Annotated in this window: 18 protein-coding genes and 1 tRNA gene; 6 read left to right on the top strand and 13 right to left on the bottom strand. The window is 57.3% G+C overall.

The window, feature by feature from the left end; genetic code table 11:
* Positions 1-121: 121 nt before the first annotated feature.
* The 4 genes from MNODULE_RS07020 to MNODULE_RS07005 all read right to left on the bottom strand — a co-directional run bounded on the left by MNODULE_RS07020 (position 122) and on the right by MNODULE_RS07005 (position 3,707).
* Positions 122-805 (bottom strand): Crp/Fnr family transcriptional regulator, encoded by a 684-nt coding sequence (locus MNODULE_RS07020; protein WP_202882132.1) that lies wholly within the window; start codon positions 803-805, stop codon positions 122-124.
* Between the two features lie 265 nt (positions 806-1,070).
* A complete protein-coding gene (locus tag MNODULE_RS07015) occupies positions 1,071-2,381 on the bottom strand; it encodes a diguanylate cyclase (RefSeq protein WP_168058725.1) in 1,311 nt (436 codons plus the stop codon).
* A gap of 153 nt (positions 2,382-2,534) precedes the next feature.
* Positions 2,535-3,188 (bottom strand): Crp/Fnr family transcriptional regulator, encoded by a 654-nt coding sequence (locus MNODULE_RS07010; protein WP_168058724.1) that lies wholly within the window; start codon positions 3,186-3,188, stop codon positions 2,535-2,537.
* Positions 3,189-3,287: 99 nt separating this feature from the next.
* Entirely contained in the window at positions 3,288-3,707 is a 420-nt protein-coding gene (locus tag MNODULE_RS07005; protein WP_168057424.1) for a hypothetical protein, read from the bottom strand.
* A gap of 19 nt (positions 3,708-3,726) precedes the next feature.
* Between MNODULE_RS07005 and MNODULE_RS07000 the strand changes: the two genes are divergently transcribed.
* Complete coding sequence (locus MNODULE_RS07000) at positions 3,727-3,975, top strand: hypothetical protein (protein WP_168058723.1); 249 nt, start codon at positions 3,727-3,729, stop codon at positions 3,973-3,975.
* An 80-nt stretch (positions 3,976-4,055) separates the two neighbouring features.
* On the opposite strand, the gene MNODULE_RS06995 is transcribed toward MNODULE_RS07000, so the two are convergent.
* The 4 genes from MNODULE_RS06995 to MNODULE_RS06980 all read right to left on the bottom strand — a co-directional run bounded on the left by MNODULE_RS06995 (position 4,056) and on the right by MNODULE_RS06980 (position 10,583).
* On the bottom strand, positions 4,056-5,684 hold the full coding sequence (locus MNODULE_RS06995; RefSeq protein ID WP_168058722.1) for a TolC family protein: 1,629 nt from the start codon (positions 5,682-5,684) through the stop codon (positions 4,056-4,058).
* The gene (locus MNODULE_RS06990) at positions 5,681-8,773 is read right to left on the bottom strand and encodes an efflux RND transporter permease subunit (protein WP_168058721.1); all 3,093 of its coding nucleotides are present in this window, start codon (positions 8,771-8,773) and stop codon (positions 5,681-5,683) included. The genes MNODULE_RS06995 and MNODULE_RS06990 overlap by 4 nt, the downstream gene beginning before the upstream one ends.
* Positions 8,770-9,957, bottom strand: a complete 1,188-nt coding sequence (locus MNODULE_RS06985; RefSeq protein WP_168058720.1) for an efflux RND transporter periplasmic adaptor subunit — start codon at positions 9,955-9,957, stop codon at positions 8,770-8,772. The genes MNODULE_RS06990 and MNODULE_RS06985 overlap by 4 nt, the downstream gene beginning before the upstream one ends.
* Positions 9,958-10,205: 248 nt before the next feature.
* Complete coding sequence (locus tag MNODULE_RS06980; protein ID WP_168058719.1) at positions 10,206-10,583, bottom strand: PilZ domain-containing protein; 378 nt, start codon at positions 10,581-10,583, stop codon at positions 10,206-10,208.
* Between the two features lie 310 nt (positions 10,584-10,893).
* Here MNODULE_RS06980 and MNODULE_RS06975 point away from each other — a divergent pair, with 310 nt between their 5' ends.
* A complete protein-coding gene (locus tag MNODULE_RS06975; RefSeq protein ID WP_168058718.1) occupies positions 10,894-12,876 on the top strand; it encodes a S1 family peptidase in 1,983 nt (660 codons plus the stop codon).
* A gap of 41 nt (positions 12,877-12,917) precedes the next feature.
* On the opposite strand, the gene MNODULE_RS06970 is transcribed toward MNODULE_RS06975, so the two are convergent.
* The 3 genes from MNODULE_RS06970 to MNODULE_RS06960 form a co-directional block, all read right to left on the bottom strand.
* Positions 12,918-15,593, bottom strand: a complete 2,676-nt coding sequence (locus MNODULE_RS06970; RefSeq protein WP_168058717.1) for an EAL domain-containing protein — start codon at positions 15,591-15,593, stop codon at positions 12,918-12,920.
* 220 nt (positions 15,594-15,813) lie between these two features.
* Complete coding sequence (locus tag MNODULE_RS25245) at positions 15,814-19,629, bottom strand: FG-GAP-like repeat-containing protein (protein ID WP_168058716.1); 3,816 nt, start codon at positions 19,627-19,629, stop codon at positions 15,814-15,816.
* A 64-nt stretch (positions 19,630-19,693) separates the two neighbouring features.
* Complete coding sequence (locus tag MNODULE_RS06960) at positions 19,694-20,116, bottom strand: hypothetical protein (RefSeq protein WP_168058715.1); 423 nt, start codon at positions 20,114-20,116, stop codon at positions 19,694-19,696.
* 386 nt (positions 20,117-20,502) lie between these two features.
* Between MNODULE_RS06960 and MNODULE_RS06955 the strand changes: the two genes are divergently transcribed.
* Both MNODULE_RS06955 and MNODULE_RS24640 read left to right on the top strand, forming a co-directional pair.
* Positions 20,503-21,171, top strand: a complete 669-nt coding sequence (locus tag MNODULE_RS06955; protein WP_168058714.1) for a MerR family transcriptional regulator — start codon at positions 20,503-20,505, stop codon at positions 21,169-21,171.
* A 36-nt stretch (positions 21,172-21,207) separates the two neighbouring features.
* Complete coding sequence (locus MNODULE_RS24640) at positions 21,208-21,402, top strand: type II toxin-antitoxin system HicA family toxin (protein WP_168058713.1); 195 nt, start codon at positions 21,208-21,210, stop codon at positions 21,400-21,402.
* 167 nt (positions 21,403-21,569) lie between these two features.
* Here MNODULE_RS24640 and MNODULE_RS06945 read toward each other — a convergent pair whose 3' ends face one another.
* Positions 21,570-22,103, bottom strand: a complete 534-nt coding sequence (locus MNODULE_RS06945; protein ID WP_168058712.1) for an outer membrane beta-barrel protein — start codon at positions 22,101-22,103, stop codon at positions 21,570-21,572.
* Positions 22,104-22,404: 301 nt separating this feature from the next.
* Positions 22,405-22,491, bottom strand: a tRNA-Leu gene (locus MNODULE_RS06940).
* A 164-nt stretch (positions 22,492-22,655) separates the two neighbouring features.
* Here MNODULE_RS06940 and MNODULE_RS06935 point away from each other — a divergent pair.
* Both MNODULE_RS06935 and MNODULE_RS06930 read left to right on the top strand, forming a co-directional pair.
* A complete protein-coding gene (locus tag MNODULE_RS06935) occupies positions 22,656-23,828 on the top strand; it encodes a CehA/McbA family metallohydrolase (protein ID WP_168058711.1) in 1,173 nt (390 codons plus the stop codon).
* 9 nt (positions 23,829-23,837) lie between these two features.
* The gene (locus tag MNODULE_RS06930; RefSeq protein WP_168058710.1) at positions 23,838-25,493 is read left to right on the top strand and encodes a hypothetical protein; all 1,656 of its coding nucleotides are present in this window, start codon (positions 23,838-23,840) and stop codon (positions 25,491-25,493) included.
* Positions 25,494-25,498 lie beyond the last annotated feature (5 nt).

Raw genomic sequence — 25,498 nt, 5'->3', positions numbered from 1 at the left:
AGGTCACATCTTTCCAAAGTACTTCAAGAGATAATTATATCGGTGACGCAGATTGCCGTCTGATCAAAATTGACCAGTTGGAAAATAGACGGGAGAATAAATGAGTGAAGAATGGAGGAGACTAATCGTGCAGAACGACATTGATCAATGAGCTGTGGATGCGGAGGCCCCCTTCATAATCGATGAGGCCGAGTTTTTTGAACTTGTTTAGAAAGAAGCTGACGCGGGACCGCGTGGTGCCGACCATCTCGGCCAAGGTTTCCTGGCTCATCTTCGGGATAACGAGTTCCGTTTTACCTTCTTTCCCGACGTGGGCCAGCAGAAGGAGCAGCCGGGCGAGGCGTTTTTCGCTTGAATTAAACAATTGATCCACCAGGTCTTCTTCGATCCGGATATTGCGAGAGAGCAGGTACGCAAGGAAGAGCTCCGAGAAGGTCGGCTCGTCATGAAGCACCCGGACCATGGCCGACTTTTCGATGCGGACGATCTTCGACTCCCCCATGGAGATCGCCGTCGCGATGCGGAATAATTGCGCGGTGAGGCAGGCTTCGCCGAAGAACGCGCCGCGCTCCAGAACCGCGACCGCGGCCTCCTTCCCCTGGGGAGAGACCACCATCAGCTTGACCTTTCCTTCCAGGATATAGAAGACGGCGTCGGAGGGGTCCCCTTGCGAAAAGAGGATCTGATCCTTTTTGATCTTCAACACTTTTTTGCCGGCTCCGACGACACCCAGGAAGGCCTCGGCATCGAAAAGCGAAGCTTGCTTTTTTATTCGTTTGCGCGGCGCCGGTGTTTCCATGTTCATCCCGATCCCATCTTCGTTTTATTTTTTTGATTTTTGAACGGTCTTACTATAACAGTATTATGCCTGTAAGAACAGCCTGCGGTCTGGTCAAAATTGCTCAGCTTTGTTTTATCTAGAAGAAGGATATCGTCAGTCAGCCTGTGGCGGGCGAATCGTCCTCTCATGACTCGGGAAGAAGAACATTTCCGCGCGGGCGATGAACGAACAGATGGGATAGACGAGGGGAATCAACTTAAGAGGGAACATTCGATACAAAAGGAACGCGTCAGACGGCATGCGGCAGTCCCATGCCGGATTGATAGACGGCATACCCGCCCCCGTTCTCTTTGGCGGCATACATCGCCCGATCGGCGCAGTCCATCAGAACCCCGGCGTCGGTCCCGTGGTCCGGGTAGATCGCGATGCCGATGCTGGCCCCCGCCGAGAGAGAAACGCCCTCCAACACAAAGGGAAGGTCCACCGCCTCTAAAATCTTCCGAGCGGTCAAGATCCCCCCCTGGGTTCCTACCGCCGGCAAAATCAGCGCGAACTCATCTCCCCCCATCCGGGCCACCGTATCCGACAATCGGAGCGTCCCCCGAAGACGCCAGCCGACCTGCTGCAGGAGGAGATCCCCGATATGATGGCCGAGGGTGTCATTGGTCTCCTTGAAGCGATTCAAGTCGACAAAGAGCATCGCGAACGGCTCCCTCTCACGCCGGGCGGAAACCAGGGCATAACTCAGCCGATCGAAGAAAAGGGTGCGATTGGGGAGACCGGTCAGCGGATCGTGTGTCGATTGATACTCCAGGGCGACGATCTGCGCCCTCCGATCGCTGATATCCCGGGCGATGGTGGAGAGGTATTCCACCTCCCCTGTCGGCGCGCGATGGGCGAGGATCACTTGTGACACCGGGAGTTCCCGGCCGGAGCGGTCGATAAAAGCGGTCTCCCCGCTCCAGACCCCATTTCGGATCGCCGTGGGAATGCCTTCATCGCGCAGTCGGGCCCGAACCCATTCGGGCGCAAAATCGGGCAGATTGATCTTTGAGGGATCGGTCTTCTCCGCAAGACCGAGTATCCTCTCTCCGGCCCGATTCATGTAGCGCACCCTTCCCTGAAGGGTGGTGATCGCAACCAGGTCGGTCGTTGCCTCCAGGATGGTGACCAGCCGCGCGCGCTCTTCGTCGGCCCGTATCTGCTCGGTGATGTCCCTTCCGGTCGAGCCATATTGGATGATCCGCCCTCGATCATCTTTGAGAGGGATGATGGTCTTCTGTTCATAATAAAGGGACCCGTCTTTTCTGCGGTTCATTAAAACACCATGAAAAACGCGGCCGGAAGAGATCGTTTTCCAGAGTTGTTTGTAGAATTCCTCTCCTTGCCTTCCTGATTTAACGATCCGGGGCGTCCGGCCCAGGGCCTCTTCTCTGCGATAGCCGGTCATCGTTTCAAAGGCGGAATTGACATATTCAATCACCCCATTGGGGTCGGTTATGATCACCGACTCTTCCATCTGTTCCATCAAGGGATGTGCGTGAAATCCGGTGATCTCTTTGAACGGCTTCTCGGCCGGCTTTTCTTCCTCTTCTTTCATGGTTTCTCTTCCATCGGCGGATTGGAATAGATCATATTACTTATTTCCATTTTGATCCAATTGACGGAAGAGGACAACCCCCGGCGGGAAAGCGCGAGTAAAGCCTATTTATAAGGAAGAGCACGTGAAAGGCAAATAGAGACAGAAGAAAAACTAATCGTGCAGAACGATATTCAGAAGGGAGCTGTGGACGCGCAATTCACCGTTGTACTCAATGAAGCCGAGCTTCTTGAATTTGTTCAGAAAGAAGCTGACCCTGGATCGAGTGGTGCCGACCATCTCCGCCAGCGTCTCTTGGCTCATCTTCGGAATGACGAGCTCGGCTTTGCCTTCTTTTCCAAAGTGAGCGAGCAGAAGAAGGACCCTGGCGAGCCGCTTCTCGCTTGAATTAAAGAGTTGATCGACCAAATCCTCTTCGATCCGGATGTTGCGGGAGAGCAGATAGGCCATGAACAGTTCGGAGAAGGCGGGCTGTTCATGGAGCACGGAGATCATGGCGGCTTTTTCGATCCGGACGATCGTGGAATCTTCCATCGAGATCGCGGTCGCCATACGAACCGACTGTCCGGCGAGACACCCTTCGCCGAAAAAATCGGCGCGTCCCAGGATCGCCACGACCGCTTCCTTCCCTTTCGGGGAGACAACGGTGAGTTTGACCTTGCCCGACTGGATATAGAATACGGCGTCCGCCGCATCCCCTTGCAAAAAGAGGCTTTGTTTCTTCGGGGACTTTAGAATCGCTTTCCCGCCGCCGACGATGGCAAGGAACGTTTTGGCATTGAAAGGAAGGGCTCGTTTACGCGCCATAGGGTTGGATCTGTTATAAAAGTACCATGATCTTTTGTCAAGGCCTTTCCCCCCTCATTAGTTTAAGCTATTGCGCTTCTCCCGCATTCCGAGTAGACTCTACACAGGTCCAGATACAAAATCGAGATGTCGGCGTCCTCTTGATTGCTCCAGATCGTCCAAACCCTTTGAGAGGATGTAAAGATGATTTTGATCACCCATAAAGTCTGCAGTGGACCGGCCCTTGAAGCCAATTCCCTCGAATCTGAAACCCGCACATTCCCGGCTGAAGATTTCCCCTTTACCTGCTTCACCTGTCTGGATGATATCCTCGAGCAAACCGAGTTGAGGATTTGTGAAGAGTTCCGAATGTAAATCGAACACACAAGGAGCGGAAACAATGAGCAAGGGCAGGGACACGAAAAAACAGACCAAGAAAAAGCCGGCCAAGACGATGCAGGAAAAAAAAGCGGCGAAGCGGGCCGGGAAGGAAACCCGGGGTTCTTTGAGGTAAAACAATCGAAGTGATTTCAGCTTCAATTCAAATGATGAGGAACGCGTGGATCAAGAAGAAGCAAAACAGATGATTTTAAATTTTTATCAGGAAATCGGCGGGAACCGGGAAGAGCTCCACTTTGGATCCGACTGGTTCAGCGGGGCTTCCTATAAAGTGACCCGGAAGGGATACGGCTACAAAGAGATACGCAGAATGTACATCGACGACTATCTCGACTCGAAAGATCAATCGGCCGAAGACTATATCAAAGACAAACTAAAGAGGCTTCTTAAAATGGAAGCCGCTGCATAGAACGACTCCTCTCCGTTTCCCCCAAAATGATCGGCAAAGCGGTCTGATCTCGGGAAGGCCCCTCTCTCCTTTTTTTTAAATCACGGAATTTGCCCCGCCGCCGGAAGCCGGACGCCGCGGCGCTCCAGCAGGCTCCCCTCCGCGAGATAGAGATCCACCAACGCGATGCGGTACTGGACGATCGCTTCAACCTCGGCGATGCGGCCGGCGAGCAGATCGCGTTGGGCTTGGGCGACCAGCAGCGCCGTCCCCGACCCCACGCTAAACCGTTCTTCTTCCGCGGCCAGCGTTTCTTCCAGGAGAATGCGGGTCGCCCGGGTGGCCGAGATCTGCTGACGGGCGCGCTCCACCTCATTCGCCACCAGTCGCACGTCGAGTCGGACAAGCTGCCGGAGGTTGTCCACCGCCTCGGCCGCCTGGCGCCGCGACGCCCGCGCGGCCCGGTCGAGCGCCTTCGCCGTCCGATTGCCGAGGAAGTGGCTCAATCGGACGCCGGCGGTGACATCATAGGTCTCTCCGTTCAACTCGCGGAACGAATCGGAAAAGCTTCCTGCAAAACCGGTTTGCCCCAAAGCGATAAAAAAATCAAGCCGAGGAAGAAGACCGTTCCGGGTGACGATCGTTTCCAAACGGTTCTGCGTCAGCCGCAGGCGCGCTTCGCTCAAATCGGGGCGGGACCGCTCGGCGAGATCGAGACGGTCGTCGAGGTCGGCGATCGGCTCCGGATCGATGGCGGGATCGCTCGTCGCATCGACCCGAAGATCGAGCGGACGCTCTGCGCCGGGGTTGATCAACCGGAGCAGCCGCAGCCGGGTCTCCTCCACCAGGCTGCGCGCATCGATCAGCGCTTGCTCCCGCAGGGCGACTTCGGCGCGGGCGGCCGCCGCCTCGATCTTCGGCAAAATACCGACCTCGATCCGAAGCTCGACCTCCTGCCGCTGCCGCTGCGCCACCTCCAGCGACCGCTCGAAAATCTCGATCTCCTGACGCGCCAGGACGTAGTTCCAGTAGGCGGTCTCGGCCTCGGCCAAAAGCGCCTCTGTAAATCCCCTCAACTCGTAGAGACTCGCCAGGGTGTCGAGCTCCGCCTGGCGCACGCTCACCAGGTTCACCGCCGGGCCGAATCCGCGCAGCAGCGACTGGGTGATGCTCAGTCCCAGCCGCGCGGTCTGCTGCTCGGGGGTCCGGTCGGAGCTGCTTCGGCTCTGCCCGACCGCCGCTTCGAAGGTGGTGCCGGTCGGCAGATCCTGGCGAATCCCGGCCACGGCGGTCCGCTCGCTTCCCTCGACGTTGAACTGCGTGCCGGTGGCGCGGTCGGTCTCGCTGAGCCGCTCACTCCCGTAAGAAAGCTCCGCGAACAATTCCGGATCGAACACCCCCCGCTCGATCTGCTCGAACGCTCCGGTGATGACCGGACTGATCTGGCGCACTTTTAAATCGCGGTTGTTGTGCAGCGTCAGCAGGATCGCCTGCTCGATGGAAAGATCGACCGGCCCCGCGTCGGGCAACGTGAACGGCGGCGGCTCGGCCAACTCCGGTTGAACCTCCTCCGGCAGCGTGATGGGACGGACGGTTTCTTTACGAAGGTGGGATTCTAAATCGGCGTCAAAGAGGCGCCATCGGTCAATTTGAAGGCAGCCGCCGGAGAGCGCGAGCAGCGCCGCGGCCGGAATCAATATCAGACGCCCGATCGGACCGAGAAAGGTCATTCGCGGCCCGCTTTCGGTTCGGGATGGAAGAGGGAGTAGACCGCCGGAATGAGGACCAGCGTGATCAGGGTGGACGCGGTGAGGCCTCCGGCAACCGCCCGCGCGAGGGGGGCCTGGGCATCGGCCCCCTCGCCGATGCCGAACGCCAGCGGCAACAGGGCGAGGATGGTCGTCAACGTCGTCATCAGAATCGGCCGGAGGCGCCTTCGGCCCGCCTCCGCCATCGCCTCGCGGACCCGCATCCCCTTTTGGCTCAGCTGGCCGGCCTGGTCCACCAGCAGAATCGCATTGTTGACGACGATCCCCCCCAACATGATGCAGCCGATGTACGATTGGAGGTTGAGCGTGGTCTTCGTCAAAAAGAGGGTCACCAGGACGCCGACCGCCGCGAGGGGGACGGAGACCATCACAACGACAGGATCGCGCAGCGACTCGTACTGGCAGGCGAGGACCATATAGACCAACACCAGCGCCAGCACGAGCGACACGATCAGCTCTCGGAACGACTTCTGCTGCTCTTCGAAGTTGCCGGCGATGATCAGGTCGTACCCGACGGGACGCGGGATCAGGTCGAGCCGCTCCTGCACCTCCCCGGCGACCGAGCCGAGGTCGCGCCCCGCGACGTTCGCAGTGACCGTCACCAGCCGCTGCTGGTCCTTTCGTTCGATCAGGATCGGTCCGCGGCTTGGTTCCGCCGTCACCAGGCTGCGGAGCGCCACCTGCTCCCCCGACGCCGTGGTCAAAGTCAGATTGAGGATCTCGTCGAGAGAACGCTTCTCGGCATCTTTGAGCTGCACGAGGATACGATAAGAATTGCCCTGGCTTCTGAAGAGCCCGACACGGGAGCCGGCGATGGCGGTCTCCAGCACTTCAGTGACGTCGCGGACGCTCAGGCCGACGTCGGCCACCTTGTCGCGGTCGACCCGGATCTCCTGCTGCGGAATGCCCGCTTCGCGGCTGGTGTCGACGTCGGCAATCCCCGGCACATTCGAGATCCCCTCGGCGACCCGGGCGGCCAGGGCGTCGAGCGTCTGAAGGTCGAACCCGCGGATCTCGATCGTCAACCCTTCATCCCCCCCCAGGAGCCGGTCGAGCAGGAATTGGCCCTGCGGGGCGCGGGTGCGAATTTCCATGGCGGGAACATTGCCGGAGAGACGGCGCCGCAAATCCTCGGCGATCTCCACGTTCGAGCGGGTCCGCTCGGCCGCCGGCCGCAGCGACAGGTTGATTTCCCCCTGGGCGGCCGCGTCCGGCCGCCACCCCAGCGCCCCGACGCTCACCACCGACGAGACCGCTTCCGGCACGGCGGCATGGACGATCCGCTCCATCCGCCGCGTCTGCTGATCGACCAGCTCCAGCCGGGTCCCGACCTCCATCTCGCCGGTCACGCGGACCTCCCCCTCGTCGCTGGGAGGGAGAAACTCGGTGCCGATCATCGGCGCCAGAAGGAGGCTCGCGGCGAAAATCGCCGCGGCGCTGAAGACGGTCAGCCATCGGCGGTCCAATACCCGCCGGAGAAGATCGCGGTAGCCGTTTTCGAACGCGGTGAAAGCGCCCCCCGCGGCGTCGGCCCAGCGCTCGAACCGGGACGCCCGCTTCGCGGGCTGCGCTTCCCCCGGCGGTTTCAGAAATCGGGAGGCGAGCATCGGCACCAGGCTGAGCGACACCAGAAGAGAGCAGAAGAGCGAGAACATAATCACATAGCCCAGCTCCTGAAAGAGGATCCCGGAGACGCCGCGGACGAAAACCAACGGGAGGAAGATCACCAGGGTAGTGATGGTGCTGGCGATGATCGCGGGTCCGACCTCCCGGGTCCCTTCCACGGCGGCGACCTCCGGCGGCTCGCCCGCCTCGTCCCGCCGGCGGAAAATGTTCTCCAGCACCACGATGGAGCTGTCGACCATCATCCCGACCCCCAGCGCCAGCCCCCCCAGGGTCATCAGGTTCAGCGTGAGGCCCCAAAAATAGATCAGCGCGAAGGTGGCGATGAGCGAAATCGGGATCGCCAGGGAGATCACGAGGGTGCTGCGGAAGCTGCGCATGAAGAAGAGGAGGACCGCGATCGCCAGGCCGCCGCCGTAGAGGACCGACTGCGCGACGTTGGCGATCGACCGCTCGATGAAATTCCCCTGGTTGCTGACCGGCACGATTTCGATCTGCGGAAAGGTTTTGTTGACCTCCTCGATCTTGGCGAGCACCGCCCTGGAGACCTCGACGGTATTTGCGTCGGCCTGCTTGCGGATCGCCACCCGCAGGCCGCGCTCCCCGTTGACCCGGATGATCCGCGTCAGCTTCTCATAGGTGTCGGTGACCTCGGCGATCTGGCGGAGCGTCACCGCGGCGCCGTCGCGCCGTGTAATGACCGTGTTGCGGATCTGATCGAGATTGGCGAACTCGGCCGGCGCGCGGAGGGTGACCTCGTACCGCCCCTGCTCGATCCGGCCCGCCGGCAAATCGAGATTGGCGTCTTCGATCGATTGGAGCACCCGGTCGAGCGGCAGGCCGAGCGCTTTGACCCGGTCGGGATCGAGCGCGATCCGGACCTCCCGGTTATATCCTCCCCACAAATCGACCTGGGCGACCCCCGGAACATGGGCGAAGCGGTAGCGGATCTGGTCTTCGATCAGCTGCGTCAGCTCCACCGGATCGAGCGCGCTGGAGATGCCAAGGAGCACCACCGGGAATGAAGCGATGTCGAACTTGCTGATCCGGGGCCGGACGATATCTTCGGGGAGCTCGCTGATCTCGTCTTCCAGCGTCGCCTGCAGATCGATCGCGGCCGCGTCGATATCGGTCCCCCATCCGAAGCGGACCCGGACGCGGCTGCTCCCTTCCGACGATTGGGAGGTGAGCTCCTCCACGCCGGGAACGGTGCCGACGATCTCTTCAATGATCTGGGTGACCAGCCGCTCCATCACCTCCGGGCTGGCCCCTTCGTACTCGGTGCTGATCGTCAGCGTCGGCAGCTCGATTTCGGGGAGGAGGTCGATCCGCAGGCGGCTGAAAGAGACCGCGCCGAGAATCACGACGATCAGGGTCACCATCGTCACGAAAATCGGCCGCTCTACGCTGAATTGCGGGAGCCTCATCCGCGCTCCGCCGTCTTCGGGAGGGAAGCCGCTTCGCCCTGCTCGGCGGGAATCGTCACCCGGGAGCCGTCGTCCACCAATTGCTGGCCGAGCGTGACGACACGGCCCGACAATCCTTCCCCCTCCACCTGCACGCGGCCTTCTTCCCGGATGCCGACGGTCACCTCGCGCCAGGCGACCGTCCGGTCGGCCTCATTGACGACGAAAACCCCGGTCCGGTCGCCGCGGGTGGTCAGCGCCTGCTCCGGAACGATCGTCGTCTCCGGAACCCGGTCGAGCACGATCGTCGCCCGGATGAACATCCCCGGCTTGAGCCGGCGCTTCGCATTCTCGATCGTCATTTCGACCCGCGCCTGCCGGGTCGCTTCCCGGAAGACCGGGGAGATCCGGGCGATCCGTCCCTCGAACGGCTCGCCGGGATAGGCATCGGTCATCAGCGAGGCGGTCTGGCCGACCCGAAGACGGGCGTAGTCTTTCTCCGTCACGAAAATCACCCCGGTGAGGGGATCGAGTTCCACGATCAAGAGCAGCGGCGCGTTGGCCGAAACGGTCTGTCCTTCGTCGACGTAGCGCTCCGCCACGACCCGTCGGTCGTCGCCGCCGCTCCAATCGGCGGTGATCTTCGTGTATCGCAGCCGGATATTCGCCGTTTCCAACGACGACTCGGCCCGGGTCAACTGCGCCTCGGCGACATCGAGCTGGGCCTGCTTCGCCAGCTGGTTGATCTTGGCCGTATCGCGCTGGGACTCGGACGCCACGCCCCGCTCAAGCAGCGTCTCGATCCGTTGGAGTTCCCGGAGCGCGATGTCGAGCCCGCTTTCGGCTTCGGCGAGGTTGGCCTTCGCCACCGCCAGATCGGCCCGCGCCTGGGCGACCGCCTGCAGGTGCTCGTCGTCGTCGAGCTCCGCGACCACCTGCCCGCGCCGGACGGTGTCGGCGAGGTCGACCGCCAGGCCCTCGACGCGGCCGCTCACTTTCGGCGCGACGACGAACTCCGCCAGCGCCTCCAGCGTGCCGCTGAAGGTCCGCCGCAGCACGATCGGTCCCCGCTCGATCGGGGCGACTTCCACCGGCGCCGGCGAATCTCCCTCGCTCCTTGTTTTCGAACCGGCCTCTTCCTGCATGCGGCTAAAGGCGGTCCAGGCAAAACCGACCGCCACAACGACCAGCACAACCATTGTCATCCGGACACGTCGGTCTATCTTATTGAACAGCGATGATCCTCCTTCGTGAACATGCACAAGGCCTCGTGTCGTTTGTTTGCAGAGGCGTATTGCAATACGCCCTTCTCAAACGAAGGTAGAATAACAGATTAATAAGGACAGTTCAAACAGGCGAAGAAAAACCATAAGAAGGAAACATCAAAACAGATGGTGCGGTCTGCGCGGCTGAAATTAAACCGGCGTATTCGATCGGATGCCGCCTTAGAAAATCAGGGGATGGCGACGACGGCGGCTTCCAGGCGTTTTAGGTAGGCGTATAATTTGGGGTGTTTCTCTTCGATCTCTCCGAAAAAAACTCCCGCGGTGTAGCGTTTCTTGTCATCTCCGGTTCCAGCCCAAGTCACTTCCCCCAGAATCGATTCGTGAAGCGATTCCCTCTCGTCGGTCAGCAAAGAGAGTGCAATGAGGATCTGATCTCCCTTTTGCATCCGCTTCTCGGTATAGATCCCCATTCCATGCGTGGAGACCGACCGGACCAGCGCCTCATTCCACTGCTGGTATCCTTGGTGGGTGTAATGAATTCGAGCGGACAACGGAATGCGGGGATATCGCCGATAATCGACCGGATTATTTTTTGAAAAAAACATTCTCACCTCCAGAGGAAATTCGTGAACGACAATGTAAAATTATCAGAACTATCCGATCTGTCAAGGAAGAAGAAGCACGGTCGATTCCGACCTGAACAATCTCCCTTTTTTATGGATTCTTGCGGTCGGAAAATTTCTGTACGCCTTGCCGCCTACCGAGAAAAACAGTGAGCCGAATCACGTTAATCGGTGACTTTCCCGGTGGATGCAATCGCGCGGTTTTGTGATAGGATGTGGATTGCCGTAGGGGCGTATTGCAATATGCCCTGAGCGCCTTCATTAACCAACCGGAGAGGAGGTATCAACCGTCTTGATTTATAAACTGATCGGGCTGGCCGTCATGGTCTCCATCCTTGCACTTCCCAAAAGCGGGGTCTCCCAAACGGAAGGTATCGTCCCAAGCCGCATCAACAGCGCCGTTTACGAAGTGATCGTGCCGAAGCCGCCGGACGACACCTTGACCTATGAAAAAGAGCTGCCGCTCGACTTTCTCCCCTTCGTCATCCGGAACGACAAATATTATTCGATCGGAACCGCGTTTGCGATCAACGGCACCGAATTTATTACCGCGGCCCATGTGCTGAATCTGGGGGTCAAAAGCCAATTTAAAGAGGCCTTCGTGCGGGACAATCAGGGAAAGGTCTTTGCCGTCGATCGGATGATCAAATTTTCCAGCCGGCGCGATTTTGCCGTCTTTACGGTGAAGGACAAATCGCCGTCGGAATATTTTGATCTTAATCCGAACGCCCGAATCAACGAAAAGGTTTATGCCGTCGGAAACGCCTTGGGGGAAGGGATCGTGATCCGGGACGGTCTCTACACCTCCAATACGCCGGAAGAGGTTGAAGGGGCTTGGAGTTGGATCCGATTCTCCGCCGCCGCCTCTCCGGGAAACAGCGGCGGCCCGCTTCTCGACTCAAATGGAAAAGTGATCGGCGTGATCACCCGAAAATCGCCGAACGAAAATCTGAATATGGCCTTGCCGATCGCCGAGGTCCGGAAAGCCGACGGCAGCTCGGCGGAGATTTACCAAAAGAGCTCCTATCAATTGGACGTTTTCGATTCGATCAAAACCGGAACGCTCGACACCCAAATAAAATTGCCGATGCCGTATGGCGATTTCAGAAATGCATATATCCGCATTCAAAGTGAATTCAACGCCAAGCTGTTGAAAGAGCTCTTGTCCGAAAATCAAGCCGATCTTTTCCCGAACGGCCGCGGCTCGAAAAAGTTGCTCCACAAAAACGCCCTCTCCGACTTCCCTCAGCTCATCATGAAACGCCCGGACGGCCATTGGGACGCGGCTCCGCCCGAAAAGGTCGATCGCGCCGATCTGGGAAACAACGGCTCGATCGCCATGGGCCGGATACGGAACTCGATCTTCTTTAAGATTCAAAAACCGGAGAATATTCCTCTCTCCGATTTCTACGCCGATTCAAAACTATTCATGGACCTCATCTTGAAAGGAATGTCCTGGCACCGGTTCGTCGGCCCGGAGCGGGTGAGAATCCTCTCGTTCGGAAAGGCGGAGGATGAATCTATTCATATCGACTCTTATAGCCGGAAGTGGATGGTCAAAACATGGGCGATTCCATACATCGATCAGCAGGTCGTGACCTTCTCCTTGCCGGTGCCCGGCGGCGCCGTCACGATGCTGAGGGTGGGCCAAACCGGAGAGACGTTCGACGGCCACATTCCCGACTTGAAGGTCCTTGCCGATTTCGTCTACGTTTCCTTTGACGGCACCTTCAAAAAATGGCGCGAGTATCTTGAAATGAAAGAGGTCATTCCCCCCTTGTTCAACACGATCGAGCTGACCGTCGATCCTGACGATTTCCGATACAAATCGAAAAGGCTGAAGCTCTCATGCAGCTCCGACATCATCAAGCTGACCGACCAAAGCATGCTGACCCTCGGATTCAGTTATTACCGAAGCGGGAATGCGATCGTCTGGGATGTCTCGAAATTATTTCTCAACGAAAATAACTTCAAGCATAACGGCTTCGCCGTCACACGGAATATGCGGGCCGATGAAGATCTCGACGAGATCGATTTGAATCGGTGGCAGCGGCTCTTGGAGGGAGAAAAGCCGTACGATATGAAAACTTATCTGATAAAAGACAATACGGCGATCAGCGCCGTCTACAAAAACATCTCACCCGTGAAGACCAGCACCGCGGCTTCTGTTTTATACGATGTCACCCATGTTCAATCGGGAATCATCGACCAGGGTGAAATGGAATCGGCCCTTCACAAAATGATCAAAAACCTCACGGTCCTCGAAAACGAGTAGAAACCGCCGATGAGTCGTTTCTACTCAGACCGGACGGGCGATCAACAGTGAAATTTTTCGGTCAATAATTTCATCGCTTCTTCGGCCGGCAAAGGCCGGCTGAAGAAATATCCCTGCGCTTCATCACATCCGACGGAATGCAGGAACGCCAACTGCTCCGCCGTTTCCACCCCCTCGGCAATCGCTTTCAGGCCGAGACCGTGCGCCATCGTCACCACCGTTTTGGCGATGACGGCGTCGTTGTAATCGGCCATCACCGACGAGACAAAGGACTGATCGATTTTCAACTTGTCGATCGGGAAGCGCTTCAGGTAGCTGAGCGAGGAGTAGCCGGTCCCGAAATCATCAATCGAAATCCGCACCCCCATCGCATTCAATCCCCGCAAGGTCGCAATCGTCGCATCCCCTTTTTGCATCAAGATGCTCTCCGTCAACTCCAGCTCCAGAAAGTCGGGGCTTAAACCGGTTTCTTCAAGGGTCCGGGTGATCGTTTCCAACAAATCTTTTTGCTGAAACTGGCGGCCCGAAAGATTCACGGCGATCTTCACCGGGGGCAATCCGGCCTCCTGCCACGACCTGTTTTGGGCGCAGGCGGTCCGCAGGACCCATTCGGCGATCGGGATGATCAACCCCGTCTCTTCCGTCAAAGGGATAAACTTCCCCGGGGAGATCATTCCGGAATGAGGCTTCTCCCAGCGGACCAACGCCTCCATTCCGACGACCCGGCCCTCCCGAAGATCGATGACCGGCTGATAATACAAGACAAATTCGTTCCGCTCCAACGCATGGTGGAGGCTCGTCTCCAGCTCCAAGCGCTCCATCACATTCAGATGCATCTCGGAAGAATAAAAACGGCAATTATTTTTTCCCTGCTCTTTGGCCCGGTACATGGCGGCGTCTGCGTTTTTGAGCAATTCTTCAGCGCTCTCGCCGTCATTCGGATAAATGCTCACGCCGATGCTCGGGGTCATGAACAGCTCGACGGAATGGACATTAAACGGTTTGGAGAAGGCGTCCAAGATCTTTTGGGTCATTCTCGGAATCATCTCCGTATCGGAGATGTCGTCCAAAATCACCACGAATTCGTCTCCTCCTAAACGCGAAACGGTATCGACACTGCGCACACAAGCGACGAGTCGGTCGGCGACCCCCTTGAGCAGGAAATCGCCGTAATGATGCCCCAGCGTGTCGTTGATCATCTTGAAACGGTCCAGGTCGAGAAACAACACGACGACGAATTGATGATGCCGGCGCGATCGGCTCAGCGCTTGATTCAAACGATCGGTCAATAAAAGCCGGTTCGGAAGGTTCGTCAACGCGTCGTAATGCACCATATGCTTCAGCCGCTCTTCGGCCCGTTTTCGTTCCGTGATCTCCGTTCCATAGACGTTGACATATCCCGCCTCCGGCACCGGGTTAAACATCAAAGACCAGATGGCGCTTCCGACCGTGACTTCCAATTCCCGATTCACACCCGCCCGATAAACCTTCGACACTTCCGTCCGAAAAAAGTAAGGAGAAGGCTCGCCCGATTTCCAATCCCACAGTTTGAGCAAGGAGTGCGCCACGCGGTTCGCATAAAGAATCATCCCCTCCTTTGAGATGCGGAGCACCGGATTCGGATTCTCCGCCGGGAACTTCGCCAAAAAATTAAGCTCCTCCTCGATTCTTTTCCGCTCGCGGATATCCCGGCCGATGATGACGACCCCCTGGGCGCGATGATCCCGGTCGCGCAGATGGGAGACCGAAATGCTGACGTCGACCCGCCGCCCCCCTTTTGCGTGAAGCTCCGCTTCCTCGTCTCGAATGACCGTCCCCTGCAGCGCCTCCCCGAACCGATGCGCCCTGGCGGCGGCCAAAAAAGAGGCCATCGGCTTTCCGAGAAGCTCTGTTCTGCTGTAGCCTAAGATCGAGCAAGCGGTCGGATTGACCAGCCGGATCTTCCCCTCGGCGTCGCAAACAATGAGGGAGTCGGCCATGGTTGCGATGATCTGATCGGCCACAAACGCGGGGGTGATGTCGACCAACCGATAACGCCGGATCGTTTGGACCGCGATGACAAAGAAGACAAAGATCGGAAGGTATCCGAAAGGATAAATCGGAACGCCGTACTTCGCGAAGTAATCGATGGAACCGAGAGAGGCGACGCCGAACCCGACCATGAACGACTTCACGCGAAGCTTGTGTGTTCCCGGCCCCGTCTTTTTAAACTCGGCCGAAAACTCATAGAGGCTGAGGGCCATCGTTCCGAAGAAAAAAGCCAAAAAGGGAAGACCCAACGCCCCATATTTCGGATAGTATCCCCACGGATAATAATGAAGGTCGGAAATCAACAGGTCGGTGGCGAGCGCGAAAAATGAAAAGACGAGGGAAAGAAATGAAACGATCCAGACGATGATTTTCCTGCGCTCCGTGATGCGCAAAACGGTCACGGCGAAAAAATAAACGGCGGAGGGGATAAAAGGGACCCCCAGATAGGCCCCTTTCGCCCAGAGCAAGGCGACCTTTTTATCGGTCGCGGCGTACATTCCCGAAAAGGCGAAGAGCCAGATGCCGGCGGCCAGCGCCATGATAAAAAAAGAAAAACTGACCCGCGTTCCCCCCTCACGCACCCAGACGAACGTTCCGAGAAAGAGCAATGCCACGGCCAAGAGAAAGGTCGGAACGGAAAACAGACTGTACGCGTAATAGGCCGGGTCCAACAACTGCTCGATCATGCTCTCTCTATCTTTAACTCCAGTACCGGCCTTACCGTGAGCCGTGTTTAGAGAAGATACCCGTAAGTCATAAAATCGTCAAGAACAAAAGCTCCGTTGAGACACCTATAGACCGGCCCTTCGTGGTGCGCAGCCTGGCGCTGTGGCGGGCTGAGTTGTGATGATTACTGTCGGCTGTTAGAAAGACGAAGGTCGCATTTCAATATTGGCGATACAATGGTTAGGGATCAATCTTCAAGATATGCTCGCTGTTGGCTCCGAGGTGGAGTTGGTATCTCCCTTCCGTTCCTGACATGGTCTTCGCAGGTGTTCCGAGTGAGTTGACTTCGATTCCCTCGACCGAAATCCCGGCTAAGTCTCCTGCCGTCGGGTTGATGACCTGACCGTCCACCATGACGGTCGTCGGCTGGATCGGATTCATGTTCAAGTGGGCGTAGGAGAGGCCTCCTGAGTAGGCGGTCACCAATGCATTCCCCGATCCTCCTTCCGCCACGATCAGATTCGTTAATTCGGCCGGGACATTGAAGAAGATAAATCGGCCGCTGTCGGTAGTAGCCGTGGCCCCCGCGATCCGACCGTTTTGATCGGGATATGCTGCCACCCCGACCAACTCTCCCGCTGCATCCCTCGCCTCAATCCGGACCCCTGCCTGAGGGCGATCCGACCCGCGGAATAATTGGAGCGTTCCGCTACTTGCTCCAGAAAGAATCAGGTCCTCCTTCCCATCGGTGTCTGCGTCGGCCAAGGCGAGGTCGGAAACCGGGGACGAAAGGATGCTTTTGGACGATCCAAACGCTCCATTCCCACTGCCGATGAGGAATCGCGCCTCCCCTGTCGACCCGGCCCCCCCGATGACCAGGTCCGCCCTGCTGTCGCGGTTGATATCCGTGAAGAGCATCCGGGTCGGAATAAAATCCGCCGGAAGCTCAAACGACGGGAGAAAAGCGATATTCGTGGTCGGCGTGTCCTGCACCTGCGCCGGCGGCAGACCGAGGAAAAAGGCCCCTCCCGCTTTGTGGAGGAGGAGATAATCGGGGATATTATCCGAATCAAGGAAAGCGGTTTTGATGGCAATCACATCGGAGGGGGAGACAGCGGTGGGAAGCGTGAGCGTGATCGGCGCGTTCGGAGATCCCGCGTTGTCGAACGTGAGATCGCAGAGTCCGCGGGCCGCGTCGAAAATCAAAATGTCGATCACGGCCAATCCGACTTGTCGGACGGCGATCGCGGTCGGATTGTCTCCACAAATGCCGGACGGATCGTCCACGCCGGTGGCTGCTTCGAACGGCACGAACGAGCCGTCCGTTTGGTTAACCAGACGAAGAAGGGGAGACGGTCCACTGACAGCTAAGACCAGATCGGGGGCGCTGTCTCCGTTTAGTTCTGCCACGGTCATCGCTTTGGGACTACCTGAATCAAAGAGGGAGGTCGGATTCTCACTTCCCTCCTCAAATCCAATGGTTCGGTTCCCAACTCCAGGGAAGAAGATTAGCGTGTTATCTCCAAAAACAATCATATCGGTTTGTCCATCCCGGTTGAAGTCTCCAATCTCAACGGATTGCACGGAAGCTAGGTCTTGAGGGTTTTCGAGACGGTCTCTGTATTTCAATTGAAAAGACAACGTAGATGGGAAACCGCCTCGGCCGTCTCCGAAGAGAAGTGTCATCATTCCCTGCTCAGAGACCGAAAAGAGATCGATATGGGTGTCTTGATCAAAGAAGCCGAAACGGAGGTTCTGCGTAGGAGCACCCAAAGCTGCAATAGATACAGGATCGTCAAATCCGTGAACCAGCACCTTCCCCATTAAAATTCCCCCTTGGAGTGGAAGGGAGAGACCGGCTTGTTGGGCCAGCGCGTAAGCATCCCCCGCCGAAATTGTCCAGAGAGGAGAAGAAAAATCGGTCGGACGCCTCGCCGGCGTTTCTACCTGATAGTTATAGGAAGGGAGGTGGCCCTCTTTTTCGACGCGGACGATATAACGGCCGTTGCTCCCCATTGAGAGATCGAATTGGCCGGAGGAATCGGTCGTGATCCGCTGCGTACTCCCCAGAACAGCAAGTTGACTACTCCCGGAAGGGATGTTCCCACCTTCCGGACCGGCGAGGCTCTGAACCTGTCCCCGCAATGAGACTTCCCGAGGCAATGCTTTGTTGACGTCAATGGAGACAACGGCCACGCCGTCCGGATAGGCGGTGACCAGAAAGGCGCCGGAGTCTTCGGGGGAAGTCACGCGGATCTGAAAGAGACTCGGGGCATTGGGAGAGACGGGAAGATCACAGATGACAAACCGGCCCTGGTCGTCGAAAGAGACGCTCCGACCGACCTCTTCCCCGTTCTCTTTGAAGACCTTCAGGGAGACTCCCTCCGCGGCGCGGCCCTTCCTCGACGGATCGACCAAGCCGAGATCGCGGGCGGTGCCGACAAGACTCCCCCCGACGGACAAAGGGCAGAGGCGAGTCATCCGATCGGCCTCCAGCAAGATCAGATTTCGCTTTCCACCCGCCCGCCCCGTGGAGAGCGGTTGGTAGGTCGGAAGGAACCCTTGTCCTTCGGCCTTGATCGTGTAAGCGCTGTTCGCCAGGAGCGGAAAGATCGAATCGGGCGCACCAGAGGCGTTGATCGTAAACTGCCCCTGGCCGTCGGAAAAGTAAGTTGTCCCGTCCCCTCCAATGATCTGAAGTGTCGCGCCTGCAACCGGGCTTCCCCCCGATTCAGGCCTGACCGCGCCATTGACCGGCACCGAAAAAGAAGGAGATCCTACGGGAAGGGGTGCGATCGCGACATTCTGAAAGAAGACTTCTCCGGGCTGACAGTAAGCGATTGCCCGTCCCGTGGAGAGGATATCGTTATTTTGTGGATCTTTGGAGATAACCGAAGCATTCAGAAAGATCTCCCCGCCCGGGTTCTGCGCGCAGTCAGGAAAAAGCACAAAACTGGAGGTGTTGGTTGTTTTTCCCAGATTCGCGGGATTCCCGCTTTCATCGAAGTAGAAGACTCTCCCGAGGGAAGCCGGATCCGCCCCGGTCGGTGTAATCACGACATTGGCCTGGCCGGGCGTAATCCGTCCAATAATCACACTGGTCGTCGCGCGCAGCGCCACTCCGAGACGCTGCGCCCAGTCTTCGATGTTCCTCTCTGAGTAGAGGAGCATATTATCATCGATGAGAGGATCGAACGCCTGCTGCCTTGTTATAACATCCCGCATGGAGGTACTGAAGCGACGAGTTGTCTCTCGGAAACCGGGAGCGGCGAGACGGACCAGATATTCGCCGTTGGTCGGCAAGCCCTGATCGAGAGGGATCAGGATCAGGCCTGCGCCATTGGCTGTCTCGGCTTGATCCCTTCCAAAAAAGGAGGCAGAAGCACCGGGAACCCCGGCCCCGGTGAAAGCATCGATTGCCACCCCCAACAAACCGATCCGCTCGGGAAGGACGGGAAGAGCGTCGATTCGGCCGATGGAGACGGCGCTGGCAAAAGAAGTGATCCGGCCATTGCCCCGACCCCCCCGAACAACCTGAAAGAAGGTCTCTCCCGGCGGCGCATTAAATAGGGTGAATGTTCCCTCCGAGGCAGTTCCTTGATCGATCGTAAAATCAGGAATCCGTCCCAGGCTATTGTAAAAGAGATTTCGGCTCGTCCCCGTGACATGTCCGATGATGTTCCCATCCGCGTCGGTCACCTGAAGGGCCGCCTCGCGCACCGGTCCCTGCGGCCCCTGAACAACCCCGCCGACAATTCCGTTTCGATTCAGCTGGCTGGCCCCGGCGAAGTGCATCAGTGTCATGATGTCGGCTTCCGTGATGATCCGCAGGAGCCGGTCGGGATTGGGAGCAACGATGTCGCTGGATCCGGTTTTGAATTGAAAGAGGTAAGTCGTGCTGAAGGGAGGATCCCTTCGCTCTCCTACATCAGCACAGCAGGTGGGAACGGGATCTGTCTGATCTTGTGGTTCGTCTTTTCCAGCCCCGTGCCCACCACTACCGCACCCAGACAGCAGAAGCATGATTCCGAGCAACCAAGCCAGTCCGCTCTTCACTCATTCGCCTTTTCTAAGGGATGTCGCGCTTGCTAAAACGACGTCTCATCATCGATCTGTATCATTATTCTTTAACGAGAGTTGCTACCAGCTTCTTTTCAATGCTTCGGAACAACTCCGATTCCAGCTTCCCAGTCGATTCCTGAACTTCCCACCGCCCCAGGTCAAATGAACCGCTTCGATTAAAATACTCAAAACGACCATCAATCCGAACCTTTGTTGCATTCGATTGCTGCCGAACGGAGATATTTAACTTGAACCGGTCGATCATCCCCGTCCGAGCTTCCACGACATCGGTAATAATTAAACCGCTGTCTTTCTGAACGATCGTAAGCGGGATGACCCGTTCGTTCAGTACATCCAAAACGGCGAACCACGTTCTATCATAATCAGCCTGATAAACCCTCTCCTTCTGTTCCGGCGCAAGGGGCACCGCCGCACACCCAAATGTAAAGAGGACGACCAATCCGAGGACGATCCATTTCATAATAGATTCTTTATTCACCGTTCAATCATCGAAGTACCTTAGCTGGCACTCCTCAAAACAGAGCCATTTTAGGACCGGCCATCGAGAGAGTCAATCTAAAACGGAAAGGATATCCCTCACGGCGATAGCCTCAGAGATGATCGCGTGTGACGAAGTGTGGTCATTCCCTTGTCAATCAAGGATTTTCCCGCCTTTAGATTGCGATGGGGCATGATTTCGTTATACCTGCAACCGTGATAAGAACCATGATCGAACCGGCTCACTTTCCGCTGGGCCGTGTGTCGATTCTCCTTCTCCCTCCTCCCTCATTTCTTCCTTGACTTCATTTTCTTGTCTGATAAAATACATCTATGTTTTTTTAAATGCTCATAAGAGGGGGGATAGCGATGGCATTTGGCACAAAACAGGTTCTCAAATTAACAGGACTGACCACAAGACAAGTGGACTACTGGGACCGGAGCCATTTCATCAAACCCTCCATTAAAGAGGCGTCCGGATATGGGAGCACCCGACTCTATTCATTCACCGATCTGGTTCAGTTGAAAGTGGCCAAGACCCTTATGGATAAGGGGATCTCGCTCCAGAAAATCCGGAAGGCGATGACCTACTTAAAAAAGAACTTCCCCGACGTGAAAAAACCCCTGGCAGAGATGAAATTTCTTACCGATGGGGAAACAATCTTCGTCTTGACGAGAGACAAAAACGTTATCCTCGACACCCTTTCAAAGGGGCAGATGGTTTTTGCCCTGGCCATCGGGGAGATCGTCGAAGGATTGAAGGGAGAGGTAGAGAAAATCGCTCAGGATCGGAAGTATAAGGTCGTGGTCAGGGGAAAGTCCTACGATGTAATTCTACATCCCGATTTGGAGGAAGGGGGCTTTTGGGTTGAATGCCCCTCTCTTTCCGGCTGTGCGTCACAGGGGGAGACCGTGGAGGAAGCCCTTATGATGATTAAGGATGCTATCCTCGGCCACCTAGAGGTGGAAGCAGAGATGAATGGCCTAGAAAATAGAGCGGCCACCAGAGGCGGAAAGAGGAAGAAGGGGACCAGATAAGTGGCCGGAGTTCACAATCTCAGACCGGATCGTGTCGTGAAGGCATTTGAAAGGGCCGGATGGACCATCAGGGGACAGCGGGGAAGCCACATCAAGCTCATCAAAGAAGGAAACTCCAACATCCTTTCCATCCCTGTCCACAAGGGAAAGCCGATCAAGAAGGGACTGCTTTTAGACCAAATCAAAAAGGCCGGTCTGATGGTGGAGGAATTTCTGACCTACTACCAATGATTGCCTTTTTTGAAACCTGATTGTCCAGAGGTAAAAAGCAATGAAGGGTCGTCAAGGGGTCTTTACTTCGCCATCGAGAATTTCAACGGGCAAAGTAAAGACCGGCCCCTTCATGATGTGAACCAGGCGGATCCTTCGCCGCTTAATCCCTATTTTGACGCGGGAACCTACTGGAAGAAGATTGAATAGAGCAGACCGACAGCGTATGCCGTGCCGTCCGCCGTTATCGTTCCGATATCATCAGAAAAGTCAATGTCGGCAAATTCATATTGACCGAAAAGGGTCACCGCTCCCCTCTCAGCAATAAAATAGCGGACTCCGGCCGTAAGATCGAAACCAACCGTTTCAGTCGTTTCATCCTCTATTTCATCCCTGGAGAAGTTCACGCCGGCCCCGACTACGGGCACAAATCGGGTTCCGGTTGGGAGATTGCTAAGCACATCAAACGACACGATGAAGGAGTCCTGCTCAATGTCATCAGCAACTCCGGGCAAATCTATTTCTGCATGTACAAAGTTAAAGTGAAGAGCCAGTTCTAAATTATCCGAAACAAAGTAACCGATAAACGGAACAAGATCTCCCTCAATCGCGTCGGAAAAGATACCGATTTCAATCGTCTCCTTTTTTAAAGCCGCCTCTTGCGCATACACATTCGAAATTCCGAACACAACCAGCAATACAGCCAATGCGAGTTTCTTCATGCGAGTCTCCATGTTTTGGGGGTTTATGCCATTATAAACTCGAGACCTTCACCGTGGAATGTAAGTAATGCCAATGTATCGGCAGCCGGGATATTAAACCAATGCGAATAGTGAATCAAGTAAAAATAAGTGGGTAATAACCGCATGACTCTGGGGAATTGAAGAATTTAGAAGCTCAATCGATGATTCTCCATCACTGCGCAGAACACATCATCGATAATTGATCGGGATCAATTGAATGGAGGATCAAAGAAAATGGAATGGGCGAGAGAACCGGCGAGGATCTATGTTTCGAATTGAATGGTGGGCGCGGCCAGAATCGAACTGGCATGAGGTTGCCCTCGGCAGTTTTTGAGACTGCTGCGTCTACCGTTTCCGCCACGCGCCCCGAAAGCTCCCAATATTTAACATATCTCCTTCTATTAATCAAGAAATTGATCCGGTGAAATCCAGCTTACGGCATGCGGATCGATAGATCGATAGAATAAGAATCATCGATCACGCAGCGATCGCTCGTTCGTCACACAAACCTCCGCCGGCCGGTCTATCTCCATGCAGATGAGCGCCCCCGACAAGAAAACACTGAAAAGAGGCCTGGCCGTCGGCCTGCTCCTGCTCCTGTCGGCCACCCTTTCTTGCGCTTCGACAAAATCATTGCAAAAGCTGCGGCGCGCCTTGCAAGAGCCCCCGCCCCCAACCTCCCGCGCCCCTTTACCGGAAGGATACCGCGACATCCGCGGGGCAATCCACGTCCACTCCTACCTCTCGCACGACAGCGAAGGAAGGCCCGAAGAAATCCTGAAGGCCGCCGGCGAGGCGAAATTGGACTTCATCGTCATGACCGATCACAGCAATCCCAACATCTTCACCGAGGGACTGGAAGGGCGGCACGGCGATCTCTTGGTGATTCGGGGGATGGAGATCATCAAGGAAGAGGCGTCCCTCCTTGCCATCGGGATCAAAAAATTCATCGATCACCGCCCGATTCCCCTCCAGGAGGTGGTCGATCGGCTCAAAGCAGAGGGAGCGATCCTCTTCGCCGCCCACCCGAAGAACTATCCGGGGTGGCGAAAATTAAAAGGGCTCGACGGAATCGAGATCTACGATATCTTCGACGACGCCACCGACCGCAACGCGCGCTATGTCCGTTATTTTTTCGACATCCTCTTTCGCTTCAACCGCTACCCGGACGAAGTTTTCTTATCGATTCTGGACCGGCCGGAGCGGGAGCTGGCCCTCTGGGACCGGATGACGCCGTCGCGGAAGGTCGCCGGCATCGCCGGAAACGACGCCCATCAAAACGTCCGGATCCTCGGCCGCCAGCTCGATCCCTACGCCCGCTCCTTCCGCTTCGTGAACACCCATCTCCTCGTCCCCGCGCTCGATCAGGAGGCGATCCTTCACGCCCTGAGAGAAGGGCACGGCTATATCTCGTTCGACATCCTTGCCGACGCCGGCGGCTTTTTCTTCGGCGCCCGACATGAAGATCGAGCATGGCGGATGGGAGGCGAGATCCCTTTTCGGGAAGGAATCGCGCTCCACGCCCGCGCGCCGCGGCCGGGGAGATTTCGGTTGATCAAAGACGGCGCGGTCGTTTATGGTGGCGAGGGAACCGCGTTCTCGTTTTCTCCGACGGAGAAAGGGGTCTACCGGGTCGAATGGACGATCCATCGCGGCGACCGCTGGTGGCCTTGGATCTACTCAAACCCTATTTATTTAAGATAGAGGGTCGCGATGATCGGCGTTCGGCTGAAGAGCGATCTCGGTCTTTTGAGTTTCGTCCTGTTGATCTTCTTGCTCCCCTCTTCCGCAATGGCCGACGCGCCGCTCCTGGCCGGCGCCGCGGCGCTGGAGATCACGCCGGTCGACGACCAAGGCCGCCTCCGGCAGGAGCCGTATGAAGATCGAAACAAGAACGGCCGGTATGATGCTCCCGATCCCGATCGTCCCAGGCAGCGCGGCGAGCCGTTCACCGATCTGAACGGCAACGGCAAGTGGGACGGCCCCTTCCTCGCCGGGTTTTTCCACCACGGCCCCTACTACACCGCCACCGGCGTGCACGACCCCCTCTGGGCGCGGGCGCTGGTTCTGGAGCAGGGGGAAACAACGCTCGCGATCGTAGCGCTCGACGTCGTCGGACTGCTTTATCCGGAGGTGGCGCAAATCCGGGAGCGCGTCGCCGATCTGGGGCTGACACAGGTGATCGTCGCCGCCACCCACACGCACGGCGGGGTCGATACGCTCGGTCTCTGGGGTCCGAACTTCTCGATCGACGGCAAAGATCCCCGGACGATGGAACAGATCCGCTCCCGAACCGAGGAGGCGATCCGCCGGGCCTGGGCCGCGCGCCGCCCCGCCCGATTGAGCTGGGGGAAGGGGCGTCCCCTCTCCCGGTTCGGGATATTGATCAACGACCTGCGCAACCCGGTCGTCATCGACGACGAGCTTCGGGTGATGCGGGCGGAAGCGCTCGACGGGAAGACGATCGCCACACTGATCAACTGGTCCCCCCATCCCGAAACGGTCGGCGCGGGGAGCAGCCTGATCACCTCCGACTTTCCCCATTACCTCCGCAAAGGGATCGAGGAGGGGGGATTCTCCGTCGGGTGGCGGCGCGCGGAGGGGATCGGCGGCGTCGCCATTTACCTCAGCGGCAGCGTCGGGGGGCTTCTCACGCCGCTTCGGATTCCGATCCGCGACGAGGAGGGGGAGCCGATCCCGGAGCGCTCCTGGTCGAAGGCCCGGCGGATCGGCGAGATCGCCGCCTGGACCGCCCTGGAAGCGCTCCGGGATCAACCTCCCCGGCCGATCGTCCGGATCGAAGTTCGCTCCAAAACCCTCTTTGTCCCCTTCGACAACCCCTTTCTTCGCGGCCTCTACGAAAAGGGGCTCTTTCAAAGGGAGACCTATCGGGACGGAAAACCGGCCGGGAAAGAGGGGCCCGATCTGCTGACAGAGGTGAATGTGATCAACTTTTACGGAGAAGAGGGAATCGCCGCCCAGTTCATCACCCTCCCCGGCGAGCCTTTTCCCGAGACCATCCTCGGCGGGCACCTCACCGAAAAGAAACGCTGCTGGACGTATACCGGCCGAAAAAGAGAATTGGGCGGGAGCGGAAGAGAACGGATCGGCCCGGCCCATCCCGACATCGCGCCGGAGCCGGTCCTCGGTGAGAAGATGGCGGGTGACTACCGCTTTGTCGTCGGCCTGGGGAACGACGAGCTCGGCTACATCGTTCCGGCCAACGATTTCGTCCCCCCGCGGCTCAAACCGAAGCTCCGCTACGGCGCCGACCGCTGCGGCGACGACGATCATTATGAAGAGATCGTCTCCGCCGGTTCCCGGATGGCGCCGCGGGTGGTGGAAACATTGGTGGAGCTACTGAAGTAAGCAAC

It is taken from the genome of Candidatus Manganitrophus noduliformans, assembly GCF_012184425.1.
Lineage (GTDB): Bacteria > Nitrospirota > Nitrospiria > SBBL01 > Manganitrophaceae > Manganitrophus > Manganitrophus noduliformans.
Note: the sequence above shows the minus strand (reverse complement) of the source record. Positions and strands in the feature narration are given on the sequence as shown.